The organism is Curtobacterium sp. MCSS17_007, assembly GCF_003234175.2.
GTDB lineage: Bacteria > Actinomycetota > Actinomycetes > Actinomycetales > Microbacteriaceae > Curtobacterium.
This window is the reverse complement of the sequence record NZ_CP126257.1, coordinates 1,533,278-1,548,120: the sequence shown is the minus strand read 5'-3', so window position 1 is coordinate 1,548,120 and position 14,843 is coordinate 1,533,278. Positions and strand designations below refer to the sequence as shown.

Sequence of the window (14,843 nt, the reverse complement as noted above, 5' to 3'; positions counted from 1 at the left end):
CGATGCCGCTGCCCCCGTGGAGGCTCGCGTCGTCGAACGACGAGAGCCGTCCCACCGGCGGTGCCCCCGCCGGCGAGCTTCGAGACCCGTCCCGGGTCAGGCGATGCGCTGGAGCCGGTCCTGCTCGTCGACGCTGATGTCGACCGTGCGCGGCGCGACCGGCCGACCGAGCGCCCGGTACTCCCACCCTGCGGCACGGTACCGATCCGCGTCGAGCGCGTGCCGACCGTCGACGATCCTCCGGGTGTGCACGAGGGCGCCCAGGTCCTCGGGATCGACGTCGCGGAACTGCTGCCACTCGGTGAGCAGCACCACGACGTCCGCGTCGATCACCGCAGCGGTCATCGACGGCGCGTACCGGAGTTCCGGGCGCACACGTGCGGCGTTCGCCATCGCCTCCGGGTCGTGGACCGTGACGATCGCACCCGCCTCGCGGAGCATCCGGGCGACGTCGAGCGCCGGGGCGTCGCGGACGTCGTCGGAGTTCGGTTTGAACGCGGCGCCGAGCGCCGCGATCTTCTTGCCGCGCAGGTCGCCGTCGGCCATCTCCGTCACCAGGTCCACCGTCCGCTGACGACGGCGCATGTTGATGCCGTCGACCTCGTCCAGGAAGCGGACGGCCTGACCGACGCCGAGCTCGTCGGCGCGGGCTGAGAACGCACGGATGTCCTTCGGCAGGCACCCGCCACCGAACCCGAGTCCGGGCTTGAGGAAGCGGCCGCCGATGCGCGTGTCGTGCGACAGCGCGCCGGCGAGCACGCTGACGTCGGCGCCGGTCGCCTCGCAGATCTCCGCCATCGCGTTGATGAAGGAGATCTTGGTCGCCAGGAACGAGTTCGCCGCGACCTTGACGAGCTCCGACGTGGGCAGGTCCGCGACGACGAGCGGTGTGCCCTCGTCGAGGACCGGACGGAAGGCGGCGCGGAGCTGTGCCTCGGCCCAGGGCGACTCGACCCCGAACACCAGGCGGTCGGGGTGCAGGGTGTCCTGCACGGCGTAGCCCTCGCGGAGGAACTCCGGGTTCCACGCGACCTCGACCGCGGCACCGGCGGGTGCCACCGCGTGCACGAGCTCCGTGAGCCGCGCCGCGGTGCCGACCGGCACCGTCGACTTGCCGACGACGAGCGCGCGGCGGGTGATGTGACGGGCGAGTTCGCGGAACGCGGAGTCGACGTACGTCAGGTCGGCCGCGTTCGAGCCGGGCTGCTGCGGGGTGCCGACGCAGACGAAGTGGACGTCGCCGAACTCCGCGGCTTCCTGCATCGAGGTCGAGAACCGGAGTCGACCGGAGGCCAGCGCCTCGGCGAGCTTCTCGGGCAGGCCGGGCTCGTGGAACGGCACCCGGCCCGCGACGAGGGCGTCGATCTTGGCGGGGTCGACGTCGACGCCGAGGACCTCGTACCCGAGGACCGCCATCGAGACGGCGTGGGTGGCGCCGAGGTAGCCGGTGCCGATGACGGTCAGGCGCGGGTGCTCGGCGACGGCGGGCAGGTCGGGGGTCGGGATGGGGGTGACTGGTGCAGACATGGTTCGTGCTCGCTTTCGGGTAGCGGTTGACGTGGTGCAGGAGGTGGAGTCCGACGATCAGGCGTCGGTCGGGAGGCGCGGTGGCGGTCCGCCACGCGGGTGCTGCATTGTGGGTGGCGCTGCGGGGCGGGCTCAGCCGGTGCAGGTCGTCGTGCTGAACTCGTTCGAGCCGACGACGGTGTTGTCACACGAGACGGTGTTGCCCTCGACCGGCCGGAAGGCGAACGCGACACCGGTGCTGTTGCCGAGGTCGACGTGGTTGTCGGTGAAGGTGTTGTCGGTCCCCCAGCCGTCGAGCAGCTCGTGCGTCTGGAAGCCGTCGAGGGGTGAGTGGACGCCGCGGTTGCCCGTGACGGTCCAGCCGTTGCCCTTGACGTCGACCCAGGAGTCGGCGTGGTTCTCGCCCTGCATGCCGGTACCGTCGAAGGAGTTGTCCGACAGCGTGCCACCGGTCGTCCCCTCCTTGATGTCGACGTTCTCGGCTCCGGTGTCGGAGATGGTGTTGCCCGTCACGACGTTGCGGTCGCTCTGGTCCTCACGGCAGTCGGACACCTTGCACCAGTTGCTCTTCGAGGACCCGACGTAGATGCCCTCGCCGAACTTCGGCTTCCGGACGCCGGTGTTCGACACGGAGCTGCCACGGACGGTGTTGTCGCTGCTGCCGGCGCGGAGGTGGATGCCCTCGTCGCCGATGTCCGTGACGGTGATCCCGTCGATGGTGCTGTGCTGGACGCCGTCGAACATGACGCCCTTCTGTCCGTTCCGGACGGTGAAGCCCTGGAGCAACCACCGGGAGGCACCGTCGAGGTGCAGGACGTAGCCCTTGTCGGTGTCGCCGCCGTCGAGCACGGCGTCGGCCGGACCGCACAGCGTGATCGGACGGTCGGCGGTGCCGGTCGCCGAGCCCGTGAAGTTCCCGGTGTAGGTACCCGGGGCGAGCGCGATGACCTGACCAGGGGCCGCCTTCGACAGCGCCGCGGTGAGTTCCTTCGCGGTCGTCACCGGCGTGGTGGCGTCCCTCGTGCAGGAGACGACGGCCTGCGCGGCCCCCGGCGTCGTCCCCGTCGTCGGCGACGGGGTGGACCTCGGCGTGCTCGTCGAGGAGCCCGTCGGTGCCGGAGCCTCGGTGCGGTCGGGCTCCGGGGACCGGGCCGACTGCGCTGACGTGGGCGCGTCGGGGGTGCTCGACGCGGCCCAGACCCCGCCGACCACGACCGCCCCGAGCGCCACGCCGGCGGCTCCCACGACGAGGTGCGACCGGTACCGGGAGAAGCCTGTCGCCACCGGTCAGCTCGCCGTCTGCGGGGTCGTGCCCGCCGTGTCGGCCACGTGCGATCCCCTGGCACCCGGCGCCGGTGGGAGACCGAGCGTCTCCGGGTCGACGGAACCGCGGGTGAAGCTCGAGAGCGGTGCCAGCTTGGCGTAGGGGTGCTCGCGCCCTCCGGCGCGACGACGACGGAGGCCACCGACGGCGGCGACCAGCACCACCGTGAGCAGCACGAGCCAGAGCACCGTCAGCGGTTGGAAGATCGCGCGCAGGGTCACGAGCAGGGGCTTGGTCGAGCGCCACTCCACCGTCGTGTTGCCCTGCTGCGCGGCTCCGTCGGCCCGAGCGAGGTCGATGGCGCTCGGTCCCGAACCGCGGACCGCGTTGTTCTGGATCTCGGTGCCGGGCGCGGAGCCGACCGCCGTGACGCCGTGCACCCGGGCCGCGCTGATGGTGTTGTTCGTCACCGAGGACGACGTGCTCTCGCGCAGGTACACGCCGATGTCCGCTCCGCTGACCGAGTTCTCCGAGACCTCGGTCGCGGTGGGACCGTCGAGCACGGCGATGCCGTTCTGCGCGGAGTCCTTCACGACGTTGTTCCGGACGACCACGTCGTCCGCGTCGTGCCGGACCACGATGCCCATCTCGTTGCCGGACGCGGTCGATCCGCTGACACGGATGTTCTTGCCGCCGATCACCTCGATGCCGTAGCGCCCGTTGTCGGCGCTCGTGCTGTCCGTGAGCGCGTTGTTGCCGTACGTCGTGGTCGGCATGCCCGCCGCGTTCGGGCCAGCGGCGAGACCGCTGCCGTTCAGCGTGATGCCGTTCCTGCCGTTGTCCGTCGCCCGGACCTGACTGAACACGATGCCGGTGGAGGCCCTGGTCATCTTGATGCCGTCCATCGCGTTGTCGACGGAACGGACCGAGGTGAAGGTGGAGTTGGTCACGTAGCGGTGCAGCACCAGGCCGTCGATCAGGGAGCGCTCGACGGTCGCGTCCGACATGGTGACGCCGTCGGCACTCGTCAGGAACAAGCCGAACGCGTTCCCGTCGAAGGTGACGTGCTGCACGAGCGCCGAGACGTAGCTGTAGGCACCCGCGTTGGCCGCGCTCTCCCCCGTGCTCGGGAGCGCCCCGGTCGGCAGGATCGCGTTGCCGAACACGTCCTCCGTCGTGCGCTTCGTCTTGCCCTCCTGGTCACCGGACGCCCGGTCGAGCGTGGTGAGGTCGGTCCCGGTGAGCGAGACCCCGCCGGTCGTACCGCTCCAGAAGCCGAGGTGCGAGAACGACGCGTACTGGAGTGTCGCCGTCCCGCCCTGCACGCGGACGTAGGCGCGCCCGTCGGACGTCTGCGTGTCGACGGCCCCCGCCTGCGGGTCCCAGGAGTCGATGGCGACGGGTGCCTTCGCGGACCCGATCACCTGGAGTCCGCCGGCCTGCGTCACGATCGAGACGAACCCGTCGTGGTTGCTCTTCAGGTGGATGTCCAGGCCGTCCGGGCTGGCGAGCCGGAGGGTGGCGCCGTTCTCGACGACGATGTTCTCGCTGAGGAGCCACGAGCCGTCCGGCTGCTTGACGAAGGTGGAGGGCGCGAGCTCGGTGAGGTCGTTGATCGTGTAGGGCGCGCCACGCGCGACGAGCACGAGGGTGTACGACGAGCCGGTCGCGAGCCGGTACGGCTGGGACACGGCCAGGCCGCTCCACCGGGCCGCTGACGCCAGCGCCCGCACGTTGTAGATGCGGTCGTTCTCGGCGGAGACGAGCCGTGCCTCCTTGTCCGGGTCTCCCGCGTACGGTCTCCCCGCCGAGGACCCCGTGGTGCCGGTGGTCGTCGCGGCCGTCGCCGCCGGCGCGGTCGCGAGTCCGGCGAGGACGAGTCCGGCGCCCACCGCGAGGGCCGCCGCGCTGCGCAGGACCGCGCTCCGGACGGCGATCATGCTGCCACCGCCTGGTCGCCGGCGGACGCGGAAGCCGCGACCGCGCCGGGCTGGACGACGACACCGGGGACCGGCCGACGTGCCTCCGCGACGGGCTCGGGCTGCAGCGTCCGGGCCTGCTGCCCGTCGCCGCCGATCTGGTCGGCGTGACGAGTGAGCCACCCCTGCTTGTTCATCGTGACGAACGCGTACACCTTGATCGGCAGCGCGACCGTGATCACGACGAGGGCGAGCACCGGGAGCACCAGGAGGTCGAGCGGGTGCCGCTTGAGGTTCGAGGCACCACGGACGGCGCGGCCGAAGAGCAACCAACCGACGGTGAAGAGGACACCGACCGTGCTCAGCTCGAGCCGGCTGAAGAGCAGGTACCACATCGTGATCCCCATCGTCACGGGCGTCAGGATGATCTGCAGGACGGTGATCTTCGTCACGAACGGCACGCGCCACACCCAGCCCTTGGCGATCGCCGTCAGGTACGTCCGGTAGGAGTTCCGGCTCCACCGGATCCGCTGCTTGAAGAACGCCTTGCCGCTCGCCGGGAACATCGAGAGCGCCTTCGCGGTCGACTGGTGCACGGTCCGGAAGCCCGACGCGATCACCAACCAGGTGAGCCGACCGTCGTCGCCGGCGATGCAGCGGCGGCCGAGGAAGAACTCGTTCTCCAGGTTGTCGAGGACGGGCATGACCGCGGAACGACGGTAGGCGGCGGTCCGACCGGACAGGATCGGCACGGCGCCGGCCGCACCCATCGCCGGGACGTAGTTGAAGTACCGCAGGTTGACGAGCCAGTCGGCGATGATCCGCCAGATGCTCGAGTTCCGCTGGTACACGTTCTGCTGGGTGCCGACACCGCCCACGCGCTCGTCGACGAACGGCATCTGCACCGCCTCGAGCAACCCGGGCTCCCACGAGGTGTCGGAGTCCACGAGCACGAGCACGTCGAACTTCGCGCGCCGGATGCCCTCACCGAGGGCGCTGCGCTTGCCGACGTGGTGGAACAGGACCGGCTTGACGGTGGGGTCGCCGATCGCGACGATGCGCCGGTACGCATCCGTGTCCGCGACGTCGAGCACGATGATGATCTCGTCGGGGTGCTGTTCGCGCCAGCTCTCCAGGCAACGGAGCAGGATGTCCGGGTCCTCGTGGAACGACGGCACGACCACCGACGTGGAGGTCCGGAACCCGTTCACGACCGGCTTCGCGCGAGCGGAGAGGACGACCCGGTAGAGCCAGAGCGACCACACGATGATGCCGGCGATGCCGATCGGGAAGTACTTGAGGGCTTCGTGCCCGAAGGCGGCGAGGTTGTCGAGCACGACCTGGGTCGATGTCTGCGACGCGAGGAGGACGAGCGGTTGCATGAGGTTCGGGTCCTTCGTGCGGTTCGGGTGCGGGTACGGGGCAGCCGCGGAGGGTGACGCGGCGGTCGGTCCGGTGCAGGGCGGCACGGACACGCGGTGGGCATGCGGCGGCGGAGCCGTCGGGCGAGAGGACCGTCAGGAGCGCGCAGCGCAGAACAGGGCGGGAATCCACGAGGTCTGCTCGGCTGGGAGCGACGTCGTTGCGCTGAACGTATCCGTGCGCCGGGACCCCACACAAGAGGGGAAAACCGCACTGCGGGGTTGCGGCAATCCGCGCCTCCCGTCCGGTGCAGGGCGGTCCCCGCGCACATCGGACGGCGCATCCGCGCGGTCTGGCCACCCCGTTGCCGCGACCGCGATCGCAGCATTCACTTCCACCATGGGGATCGCACGACTGGTCCATCCGCTGACCGTCATGCCGACCGCGGCCGGACCAGCGAGGCCTGCTGATGGGTGCGTCGGTCCAGCTCCGACCCGCACGGCGCGACGGCAGCGGAGCGACAGGGCCGTCGTGGACAGGAGCGCGAGCGCCTCGGCCCACACCTCCAGCCCCGCGTCATCCGCCCAGCCAGATCGGAGCACCTCGTGACCGACATGAAGACCCCTCCCGCCCTCGGCGAACCCCCGCGACGCGTCGTGGGCGGACCGCTCCGGTTCGGTGCCCGCATGGTGCACTGGCACACGAGCACCGACCACAAGACCATCGGGAACCTCTACCTGGTGACCGCGTTCGGGTACTTCTGCCTCGCGGGGCTCATGGCCGTGGTCATGCGGACCGAGCTCTTCACCCCGGGTCTCGACGTCCTGCAGACCCGGGAGCAGTACAACCAGCTCATGACGATGCACGGCACCGTCATGCTGCTGCTCTTCGCGACACCGTTGTTCGCCGGCTTCGCGAACGCCATCATGCCGCTGCAGATCGGTGCTCCCGACGTGGCGTTCCCCCGTCTCAACGCGTTCTCGTACTGGCTCTACGTGTTCGGCAGTCTCATCGCGATGGGCGGCTTCCTCACACCCGCGGGCTCGGCCTCGTTCGGCTGGACCGCCTACGCTCCCCTGTCCGACACCACCTTCGAACCGGGGCTGGGGAGCACCCTCTGGGTGGCCGGGCTCAGCATGACCGGGTTCAGCACCATCCTCGGCGCGGTGAACTTCATCACCACCGCGATCACCATGCGCGCGCCGGGCATGACGATGTTCCGGATGCCGATCTTCACCTGGAACGTGCTGATCACCTCGATCCTCGTCCTCATGGCGTTCCCCGTGCTCGCGGCCGCCCTGTTCGGCCTGCTGCTCGACCGGGTGTTCGACGCGCAGATCTACAACCCGGCCAACGGCGGAGCGCTGCTCTGGCAGCACCTCTTCTGGTTCTTCGGCCACCCCGAGGTGTACGTCATCGCGTTGCCGTTCTTCGGCATCGTCTCCGAGGTGTTCCCGGTGTTCAGCCGGAAACCGATCTTCGGCTACAAGACCCTCGTCTACGCGACCATCTCCATCGCCGCCCTGTCGGTCTCCGTCTGGGCGCACCACATGTTCGCGACCGGCGGGGTGCTCCTGCCCTGGTTCTCCCTCATGACGATGCTCATCGCCGTCCCGACGGGCGTGAAGATCTTCAACTGGATCGGCACCATGTGGCAGGGGTCGGTCACGTTCGAGACGCCGATCCTGTGGGCGATCGGGTTCCTCGTCACCTTCACCTTCGGCGGCCTGACCGGCGTGATCCTGGCGTCCCCGCCGCTCGACTTCCACGTCCACGACACCTACTTCGTCGTCGCGCACTTCCACTACGTCGTGTTCGGCACGGTCGTGTTCGCGATGTTCTCGGGCTTCTACTTCTGGTGGCCCAAGTTCACCGGCAAGATGCTCGGCGAACGGCTCGGCAAGATCCACTTCTGGATGCTCTTCGTCGGGTTCCACACCACCTTCCTCATCCAGCACTGGCTCGGCGTGATCGGGATGCCCCGCCGGTACGCGAGCTACCTCGAAGAGGACAACTTCACCTGGCTGCACGAGGTGTCCACCGTCGGGGCGATGCTGACGGCAGCGTCGATGATCCCGTTCTTCCTCAACATCGTCCAGACGATGCGGCACGGCCAGCGGATCCTCGTCAACGACCCCTGGGGGTACGGCCGGTCCCTGGAGTGGGCGACCAGCTGCCCGCCGCCACGACACAACTTCACGTCGATCCCCCGCATCCGCTCGGAGTCCCCAGCGTTCGACCTCAACCACCCCGAGGCCGGCGTGCCCGTCGGCCGTGGCCCGGCCATGGACGCCCCGGACGCCGCGACGCACGACCAGGCCACCGGCAGGACCCGCAACCCGAAGCAGACCGACCAGGAGTTCTGACGGCGGGTGCGCACCGCGAGTCGCCGACCTCCGTTCAGCCGCCGCGACCGATCTCGCACGACGGCGTCGGGCTGACGCCGTTCGATCACGACCCACCGCGCCCGCGACCTGGAGGGCCGCCGCGCGAGGTCGCAACGAGTCCGCATCACCGGAAGCCACAGACCGAGCGCCGGTCCCGTAGGGTGCAGACATGTCCTCGGAGCTGTGGTTCGTCGTCGCCAGCGTGGCAGTGGTTGCGCTTGCCGGGGTGGGGCACTACTTCGGGTGGTTCACGAGCAAGCACGGCCGAGGTCTCCCGGACGGGTCAGGGCCGACGATCCAGGGCAGCCAGGCCACACCGCCGGACCTCGGTGGTCCCGGTGGACACACGGGCTGACCGCACCACGAGACAGATCGGCTGCGCGCACAGCTCGTGCGATGCGCCGCAACGACCGGGCTGGGAGCAGTCGACCGGTCCAGGAAGCGCAGTACACCTCCTTGATCTGGCCAGAGGACCACTCCTGGGTGGTCACTCCGGAAGCAGACCGGGACTCGACGATCGCTGCCGGCTCCCGCGCGCTCGTCGACGGCATCCTCGCCGATGACCCGTCAACGTCCTCCGCGAGGACTGGAGGAAGTCCTCCGAGTCCGACGATGAACAGGACTCCTGAGGGGACATCGGCGGAGCCGCTCGTCGTCGAGCACGGAGGCCGGCTGCACCTGAGCAGCCGGCCTCCGTCGACGAGTGGAGCGGACGATGACCCGCCGCGCGGTCGGCAGACGGGCGGGCCCCGGAGGACCGCCCGCGCGCGCCTACCGCTTGAGGTTGGTGAGCTCCTGCAGGACCTCGTCGGACGTGGTGATGATCCGCGCGTTCGCCTGGAACCCGCGCTGCGCCACGATGAGGTTCGTGAACTCCTGCGACAGGTCGACGTTCGACATCTCGAGCGTGCCCGATGCGAGCGAGCCGACGCCCGCCGAGCCCGGCACGCCGACGGCCGCGTTGCCCGAGTTCGCCGTGGCCCGGTAGCCCGACGCACCCGTCTTCTCGAGTCCGGCCGGGTTGGCGAAGGTGGCGAGGGCGATGCGGCCGATCGCGAGCGACGACCCGTTCGAGAACGATCCGACGACGGTGCCGTCCTTCGAGATCGAGTAGCCCTGCAGCGAGCCCGCCTCCTGGCCGTTCTGCGACGAGATCGACGCGGTGTTGAGCGATGCGAACCCGGAGAGCTGCGTCATGTCGACGGTGATGCCGCCGACCTGCAGGGTCCGGCCGCCGGTGATCTTGCCGTCGGCGCCGAAGGTGATCGCGCCGGTGGCCGAGGTGCCCTGACCGTTCGAGGCGGTGACCGACCAGCCCGCGGTGGTGCGGGTGTAGCCGAGCGAGAGGGTGTGCTTGGTGCCGTACTGGTCGTAGACCGTCGCGTCGCGGGTGAGCGTCTCTCCGACGGTGGTGTCGGACGGCAGGTTGCCGGTGACGGTCGCCGAGCTCGTCGCCGTCGCGGGGGCGGCAGCGTCGATCGGCAGCATGATGTCGCTGAGACCGCCGCCGTCGTTCACGACGCCGTTCGTCGCTGAGTACCCCTGCACGATCTTCCCGTCGGCGGTGACGAGTCGGCCGTCGGCGTCGAAGTCGAAGGCGCCGGCACGCGAGTACACGGTGTCGTTGCCGAGCCGGGTGACGAAGAAGCCGTCACCCGAGATCATCAGGTCGGTTGCCTTGCCGGTGGCCTGGGCGGAACCCTGGGCGAAGTTGGTGGACACGCCGGCGACCTGCACACCGAGGCCGATCTGCGCGGGGTTCGTCCCGCCGATGCCGGTCTGCGGTCCCCCGGCGCCCTGGGTCATCTGCGACAGGGTGTCCTGGAAGACGGTGGTCGACGACTTGAAGCCGACGGTGTTGACGTTGGCGATGTTGTTGCCGGTGACGTCGAGCATCTGCTGGTGCGAACGGAGCCCGGAGATGCCGGAGTAGAGCGAGCGGAGCATGGTGCGACCTTTCGTGGAAGGAAGTCAGGGGGAAGGAGCGGAGGAGCGGGTCAGGCGGCCTTGATACCGGAGATCACGTCGAGGTCGACCTCCTTCCCGTTCACGGTCACGGTCGGCACGCTGTTCGCGTACGAGACGGCGGTGGCGGTGCCCGAGACCGCGGTTCCGGTGCTCGCGTCGGTGTAGCTGACCTGCTTGCCGACGAGGTTCGCGGCGGCGATCCGCATCTGCAGCGAGAAGTTCTCGTTCGCCGTCGTGGTCTGGTTGGTGACCTGCTCCATCATCGCGAGCTGCGTCTGCTGGCTGATCATCTGGTTGGTGTCCATCGGCGAGGACGGGTCCTGGTTGCGGAGCTGCGTCACGAGCAGCTTCATGAACACCTCGGAGTCCATCGTCTGGGACTTCTTGGTGCTCGCGTTCTGTGCGACCGCGGCGGCCTGCGTCGCAGCGTCGACCGAGCCGGTGATGCCGTCGAGGGGCATGTCTGGTCCTCTCTCCTCAGGTCCGCGTCAGGCGAGGACGTCGAGTCCGACGGATCGGACGGTGGTGGGTCGGGTGGTGACGGGCGCGGACGGGGTGGGTCGCGCCTCCAGACCGGCATCGCTGCGGAACGCCGACGACGACGGGCGGTCGTCGCGGCCCGGCTGCGCACCCGGGTGGTTCTGGGACGACAGGTCGAGCGTCGTGGTGATGCCGCTGCCGGAGGCGTCCCGCCGGAGGTCGGGCAGGACCTGTCGGACCGCGTCGCGACCGGCGTCGGACGCCGCGAAGAGCTCGACGTGCATGCCGTGCGCGGTGACGTGGGCACGGACCGTGACGGGTCCGAGCGTGTCGGGTGCGACCTGGACGGTGACGACGTGTTCGCCCGGCCCGGCCTGGGCGAGCGAGAAGAGGGGGCGGCCGAGCTGCTGGGCGAGCGGTGCCGGCGCGTTGGCCGTGGCAGCGCCGGACGGCGCGGCGGCGCCGGTGACCGGGGTGTTCACGACGGACGGCGTCTCGCCTCCACGCGGAGCGGTGACGGACGGGAGGCCCGGATCACCCTGCCCGGTCGGCCCGCGGTCCGCCTGGTGACCGGCTCCCCCGCCCGTGGCTCCGTCGGTGCGCACCACGGGTGCGGCGGCGCCTGCGGTGCCCGTGGCGGTCGTGAGGCCTGTGTCCGGGACGTCGCCGGTCGGCGGGGCGGGCTCGCGGTGCCCGGACGTCGCGACGGCGGTCCGCGCGGTGCCGGTCGTGGACGGCGGCGTCGTGGTGCCCGGAACGGGAACGCCGTCCGCGCCGGTGGACCCACCCGCCGAACCCGGCACGCTGGAGGTCGCCGTGGCACCAGCGGGCCCTGTCGGCTGCGGCGCGACGGTGTCGGCCGTGCTCGACGGCGCGGTCGTGGCCGGCGTGTTCGGCGTCGAGGTGGTCCCTGCGGCGGCGCCGGCGACGGCTGTCGTGCCCGGGGCGGTGGCCGCGGCGCTCCACGCTTCGTCGGTACCGTGCTGCACCGCCGGAGAGCCGACTGCGGGTGCGCCTGCGGCGGTCGAGGGCAGCGGAACCGTCCGGGTCGTCGGACCGTCGGCTGCGGCGGTCGGCGCCGTGGTCGCCGCGATGGGCGGCGGAGTGGTGGTCGCCAGAGGCGTGCTCGGGAGCACGCTGACCAGGATCGGGTCGGCCGGACTCGTGGTGGGCATCGTCGACGGGTCGGTCGCGGCGGTGTCCGACGCTGTTCCGTCCGTGGTGTGGGAACCCGGACGCGACGTGCCGCCGACCGGCTGCTGACCCGGCTGCGGGGTCCGCTGTCCGGCACCGTCGCCGTTCCCGCGTCGGCCCGCGTCGCTGGACGCGGCCGCGAGCGCGGCGCCGAACGGCGCTGCCGACGCAGCGGCACCAGGGACCCCGGACGTTCCGGCCGCACCGGTCGGTCCCGGGGCGCCGGAGGGTCGCGCCGACGTGACCGGAGGGCCTGCCGTGGTCACCGTGCTCATGCGGCGCTCCCCGCTCGCATCGCCGACAGCAGGGCGGCGGTCTGCAGGTCGTTCGCGGACGTCACCGACGCAGCGGCCGACACCGCCGGGGTCGCGGCGGGCGCGGTGCGCTCGCTCGGCACGATGCGGCGGATCGTCGCGATGTCCGAGTCCTTGTACCAGTTGTCCACGATCCGGACGTCCTTGCCCGGGCGCGGGGCGTGCAGGACCTTGCCGTCGCCGACGTAGATCACGATGTGCTGCTCGCCCTTCGGGATGATGAGGTCGCCGGGCTTCGCGTCCTCGAGCGACCCGACCGGCACGCCCATGTCGGCCTGGTCGGGGACGACGCGCGGCATCGTGACCCCGAGGTCCTTGAAGACGGTCTGCACGAGCCCCGAGCAGTCCATGCCGGACCGGCTCTCGCCGCCGAAGACGTACGGCACACCGAGGTACTTCTCCGCCGCGGCGACGACGTCGGTGCCCGTGGCGCCGCTGCCGGTGGCGAGCGTGCCACGACCGGCGTCGACCGAGGTGGCGGGGGCGGCCGTGGCGGCCGCGGTCGTCGTGGACGGGGTCCCGGTGCCGGTCGCGGTGGCGAGGGCGTCGGCGAACGCGCCGGACGACGCCGCGCTCGAGGCGGTCGACCCGCTCGCAGCGGCTGTCGGCGGCGTGCCGCGCAGGGCATCGATCTGCGTGCGGATCTCGGCGATCCGGGAGAGCACGGCGTCCACGCTCATCGGGCACCACCTTCCGTGCGGCGTCGGGCCGCGATCTCGTCGAGGGCGTCCTGTTCGGTGCGCAGGTCCTGGGCGGCCTGCTCGCGGTCGTGCTGGCCCTCGAGCTTCTCCAGCCCGAGAGCGGCACGCCGTGCGCTGTTGTACGCGGCCTGCGCCGCATCGGCCTCGGTCCGGCGGGACCGTGCGACGGCGTCGAGCTCCTCGAGCATGCCGCGGGTCGAAGCCCGTGCGGCGGCGAGGGCGCTCAGCGTCGCTGCGTCGGTCACCGGTCGGGTCTCCTCGCTGTCCGCCAGGTTCCGGCGCGCCGCTATCCGGGCGTCGGCGGCGTCCCGCACCCGGTCGTTCGCGGCGGCCAGGGCGGCGGCGGCGTGGTCCTGCTCGGCGTGCCGGAGCCGCAGCAGTCCGGCGAGGGGGAAGCGTCGTGCCATCAGACCGTCACCCCCAGCCGTGCGACGAGGGCGTCGAGGGCGCGCCACGACGCTCCGGCGTCCGCACGGTCGTCCATGCCCTGGCGGAGGAACGTGTCGATCGCGTCCTGGTGGTCGACGGCGGCGTCGACGAGTGGGTTCGAGCCGCGCTGGTACGCACCGACGTCGAGCAGGTCCTGCGCGCTCCGCCGGGCAGCCATCACCTTCCGGAGCGCGGTCGCCGCGGCACGCTGCCACGGCTCGGTCACCTTCGAGGCGACGCGGGAGACGGAACCGAGCGCGTCCACGGACGGGAAGTGTCCGGTCACGGCGAGCTTCCGGTCGAGCACGACGTGCCCGTCGAGGATGCTCCTGGCGCTGTCGGCGATCGGCTCGTTGTGGTCGTCCCCGTCGACGAGCACGGTGTAGAGCCCGGTGATGCTGCCGACGCGGTCGGTCCCGGCACGCTCGAGCAGTCCGGCGAGGACGGAGAACGTCGACGGCGGGTAGCCCCGGGTCGCGGGCGGCTCCCCCACGGACAGCCCGATCTCGCGCTGCGCCATGGCGACACGGGTCAGCGAGTCCATCATGAGCACGACGTCCTGCCCCGCATCGCGGAACGACTCGGCGATGCGGGTCGCGACGAACGCCGCGCGGAGGCGCATGAGCGCGGGCTCGTCCGAGGTCGACACGACGACGATCGAGCGGGCGAGGCCCTCGGGACCGAGGTCGTCCTCGAGGAACTCCCGGACCTCGCGGCCGCGCTCCCCCACCAGGGCGATGACGTTGACCGCGGCGTCGCTGCCGCGGGCGATCATCGACAGCAGCGACGACTTGCCGACACCGGAGCCGGCGAACAGGCCCATGCGCTGCCCGCGGCCGACCGTGGTCAGGGTGTCGAGCACCCGCACCCCGAGCTGCAGGGGGGCGTCGATGCGGGTCCGGGCCATCGCGTTCGGCGTGGGGTGGTCGAGCGGCACCCACCCGTCGGTGTCGAGCGGTCCGCGGTCGTCGATCGGCCGGCCGAGGCCGTCGAGCACGCGCCCGAACAGCCCGGCGCCGGTCGGTACGAGCACGGGCCGCCCCGTCGGACGCGCGGGTGTGCCCGCCGTCACGGCGACGAGACGCCCGAGCGGCATGCACCGGACACCGGTGGCGTCGGTGGCGACGACCTCGACGGCGGTCTGCGGGCCGCCCTCCGCGCCGACCGTGACGACATCACCGATGCGGGCGTCGAGGCCGGCGACGGTCAGGCCGAGGCCGACCGCGCTCGTCACGACCCCGACGCGCTGCGGTGCGGCCTGTGCGATCGCGTCGTCGAGCATGCGCGGACGGAGGAGC

General features: G+C 71.2%; 13 protein-coding genes. 3 read left to right on the top strand and 10 right to left on the bottom strand.

Annotated features, from left to right (window positions below):
- Positions 1 to 96: 96 nt before the first annotated feature.
- The 4 genes from DEJ22_RS07275 to DEJ22_RS07260 all read right to left on the bottom strand — a co-directional run bounded on the left by DEJ22_RS07275 (position 97) and on the right by DEJ22_RS07260 (position 6,092).
- Positions 97 to 1,527 (bottom strand): UDP-glucose dehydrogenase family protein, encoded by a 1,431-nt coding sequence (locus DEJ22_RS07275; protein ID WP_111225983.1) that lies wholly within the window; start codon positions 1,525 to 1,527, stop codon positions 97 to 99.
- 132 nt (positions 1,528 to 1,659) lie between these two features.
- Positions 1,660 to 2,811 (bottom strand): right-handed parallel beta-helix repeat-containing protein, encoded by a 1,152-nt coding sequence (locus tag DEJ22_RS07270; RefSeq protein ID WP_258379510.1) that lies wholly within the window; start codon positions 2,809 to 2,811, stop codon positions 1,660 to 1,662.
- 3 nt (positions 2,812 to 2,814) lie between these two features.
- Positions 2,815 to 4,731 (bottom strand): right-handed parallel beta-helix repeat-containing protein, encoded by a 1,917-nt coding sequence (locus tag DEJ22_RS07265; RefSeq protein WP_111225982.1) that lies wholly within the window; start codon positions 4,729 to 4,731, stop codon positions 2,815 to 2,817.
- Positions 4,728 to 6,092: a glycosyltransferase gene (locus DEJ22_RS07260; protein ID WP_111226391.1), complete on the bottom strand. Its 1,365-nt coding sequence runs from the start codon at positions 6,090 to 6,092 to the stop codon at positions 4,728 to 4,730. Before DEJ22_RS07260 ends, DEJ22_RS07265 begins: the two co-directional genes overlap by 4 nt.
- 666 nt (positions 6,093 to 6,758) lie before the next feature.
- Here DEJ22_RS07260 and ctaD point away from each other — a divergent pair.
- Both ctaD and DEJ22_RS07250 read left to right on the top strand, forming a co-directional pair.
- Positions 6,759 to 8,438: an aa3-type cytochrome oxidase subunit I gene (ctaD, locus tag DEJ22_RS07255; RefSeq protein WP_258379553.1), complete on the top strand. Its 1,680-nt coding sequence runs from the start codon at positions 6,759 to 6,761 to the stop codon at positions 8,436 to 8,438.
- Positions 8,439 to 8,628: 190 nt separating this feature from the next.
- Positions 8,629 to 8,814, top strand: coding sequence for a hypothetical protein (locus DEJ22_RS07250; RefSeq protein ID WP_146241664.1), 186 nt, complete (start codon positions 8,629 to 8,631; stop codon positions 8,812 to 8,814).
- A 416-nt stretch (positions 8,815 to 9,230) separates the two neighbouring features.
- On the opposite strand, the gene DEJ22_RS07245 is transcribed toward DEJ22_RS07250, so the two are convergent.
- From DEJ22_RS07245 to DEJ22_RS07235, 3 genes are read right to left on the bottom strand one after another with little or no spacing between them, the layout of a single operon-like run.
- On the bottom strand, positions 9,231 to 10,406 hold the full coding sequence (locus DEJ22_RS07245; protein WP_111225981.1) for a flagellar hook protein FlgE: 1,176 nt from the start codon (positions 10,404 to 10,406) through the stop codon (positions 9,231 to 9,233).
- 50 nt (positions 10,407 to 10,456) lie between these two features.
- Entirely contained in the window at positions 10,457 to 10,888 is a 432-nt protein-coding gene (locus DEJ22_RS07240) for a flagellar hook assembly protein FlgD (RefSeq protein ID WP_111225980.1), read from the bottom strand.
- A 27-nt stretch (positions 10,889 to 10,915) separates the two neighbouring features.
- Positions 10,916 to 11,389 carry a flagellar hook-length control protein FliK gene (locus tag DEJ22_RS07235; RefSeq protein ID WP_181430656.1) on the bottom strand — a complete coding sequence of 158 codons (474 nt, stop codon included), beginning with the start codon at positions 11,387 to 11,389 and terminating at the stop codon, positions 10,916 to 10,918.
- A gap of 334 nt (positions 11,390 to 11,723) precedes the next feature.
- On the opposite strand from DEJ22_RS07235, the gene DEJ22_RS07230 reads away from it, so the two are divergent.
- Positions 11,724 to 12,170: a hypothetical protein gene (locus tag DEJ22_RS07230; protein ID WP_181430655.1), complete on the top strand. Its 447-nt coding sequence runs from the start codon at positions 11,724 to 11,726 to the stop codon at positions 12,168 to 12,170.
- Between the two features lie 202 nt (positions 12,171 to 12,372).
- On the opposite strand, the gene DEJ22_RS07225 is transcribed toward DEJ22_RS07230, so the two are convergent.
- From DEJ22_RS07225 to DEJ22_RS07215, 3 genes are read right to left on the bottom strand one after another with little or no spacing between them, the layout of a single operon-like run.
- The gene (locus DEJ22_RS07225; RefSeq protein ID WP_146241663.1) at positions 12,373 to 13,095 is read right to left on the bottom strand and encodes a C40 family peptidase; all 723 of its coding nucleotides are present in this window, start codon (positions 13,093 to 13,095) and stop codon (positions 12,373 to 12,375) included.
- A complete protein-coding gene (locus tag DEJ22_RS07220) occupies positions 13,092 to 13,523 on the bottom strand; it encodes a flagellar FliJ family protein (protein WP_111225977.1) in 432 nt (143 codons plus the stop codon). The genes DEJ22_RS07225 and DEJ22_RS07220 overlap by 4 nt, the downstream gene beginning before the upstream one ends.
- Positions 13,523 to 14,827 (bottom strand): FliI/YscN family ATPase, encoded by a 1,305-nt coding sequence (locus tag DEJ22_RS07215; protein ID WP_111226389.1) that lies wholly within the window; start codon positions 14,825 to 14,827, stop codon positions 13,523 to 13,525. Before DEJ22_RS07215 ends, DEJ22_RS07220 begins: the two co-directional genes overlap by 1 nt.
- Positions 14,828 to 14,843 lie beyond the last annotated feature (16 nt).